1 protein-coding gene is annotated in these 1,657 nt (G+C 72.7%); it reads left to right on the top strand.

The window, feature by feature from the left end; all coding sequences use genetic code 11:
• Positions 1 to 265: 265 nt before the first annotated feature.
• On the top strand, positions 266 to 1,657 hold a 1,392-nt coding region (gene eutB, locus NBZ83_RS31990), incomplete at its 3' end, for an ethanolamine ammonia-lyase subunit EutB (RefSeq protein ID WP_261576493.1).

Here is a 1,657-nt window from a genome sequence, read left to right as displayed (position 1 = left end):
GTGCCGGGCGCACCGGCCCCGCCGGCGCCCGCGTTCCCGTTCCCGTCCTCCGGCACGGGGAGCACCGTAATACGGCTCCATCGTCCGTCCGGGGCAAAGGTACGTACCGTTACGCGCGGAGTGCGCCGGCGAGCGACACCCGGTGGCGAGCGACCTGCTTCCGCGAACGACCTGCTTCCCTGAACGGAGTGCTTCCGCGAACGAGTGCGTCAGCGAGCGGAATGCGTCGGGAACCGAGTGCGCCAGCGAACGGGAGGTGGTCGCGGTGGCCTACCGGGTGACGTTGCGCGGCGAGCGGCATGTCTTCGCCGATCTGGCGGAGCTGTTCGCGAAGGCGAACGAGGAGAAGTCCGGCGACCAGCTCGCCGGGATCGCCGCCGGGTCGGCGCGCGAGCGGGTGGCGGCCAAGCTCGCGCTCGCCGACGTCACCCTCGGTGAGATCGTCGCCGCGCCGCTGATCGACGACGCGGTCACCGACCTGATCCTGCGCGGCCACGACACCGCGTTGTTCGCCCCGCTGGCATCGCTGACCGTGGGTGAGTTCCGCGAGCTCGTGCTGGCGCCGTCGTTCCCGGCGCGCTGGCGCGACGACGGCCTGGCCCGCGCGATCACCCCCGAGATCGCCGCCGCCACCGCGAAGGTCATGAGCGACAAGGACCTGATCTGCGCGGCGAAGCCGCTGCGGACGGTGACCCGCTGCCGCAACACGATCGGCGAGGCGGGCGTCCTCGGCGTGCGGGTCCAGCCGAACCATCCCGCCGACAACCTGGAGGGCATCCTGTTGTCGGTGCTCGACGGCCTGCTGCACGGCTGCGGCGACGCGGTGCTCGGTGTGAACCCGGCGCGCGAGTCGGTCGAGCAGGTCGGGACGATCCTGCGCGGCCTCGGCGCCCTGGTCGACGCGCTCGCCCTGCCGACCCAGACGTGCGTGCTCGCGCACCTCACCACCCAGCTCGCCGCGCTGACCGCCGGGGCACCGGTGGACCTGCTGTTCCAGTCCGTTGCCGGCACCGAGGCGGCGAACACCAGCTTCGGGATCACCCTGGACCTGCTCGCCGAGGGCCGGGAGGCCGTGCTCGCCCACCACCGCCGGGACCGGCCGGGCGACTTCGTCGGCGAGCAGGTCATGTACTTCGAGACCGGGCAGGGCAGCGCCCTGTCCGCCGACGCGCATCACGGCGTCGACCAGCTCACCTGCGAGGCGCGGGCGCACGGGGTGGCGCGGGCGTTCGACCCGTTCCTCGTCAACTCGGTGGTCGGTTTCATCGGCCCGGAGTACCTCGCCGACGCCCGCCAGATCACCCGCGCCGGCCTGGAGGACCATTTCGTCGGCAAGCTGCTGGGCCTGCCGATGGGCTGCGACGTCTGCTACACCAACCACGTCGACGCCGACCAGAACACCAACGACGACCTGCTCGTCCTGCTCGTCGCCGCCGGCTGCACGTTCGTGATGGGCGTCCCGAGCGCCGACGACGTCATGCTCGGCTACCAGTCGACGAGCTACCACGACGCCGCCGGCATGCGCGACCTGTTCAACCTGCGCGCCGCCCCCGAGTTCACCGCCTGGCTGACCGCCCGCGGCCTGCTCGTCGACGGCCACCTCGCCGACCCGTCCGGCCCCGTCGCCGCCCTGCTCACCGCCGGCCTCGACGGCGCC

The organism is Frankia gtarii (assembly GCF_025403375.1).
GTDB classification, from domain to species: domain Bacteria; phylum Actinomycetota; class Actinomycetes; order Frankiales; family Frankiaceae; genus Frankia; species Frankia gtarii.
The sequence above is the reverse complement of the archived record's forward strand: the minus strand, read 5'-3'. Positions and strand labels throughout refer to the sequence as shown.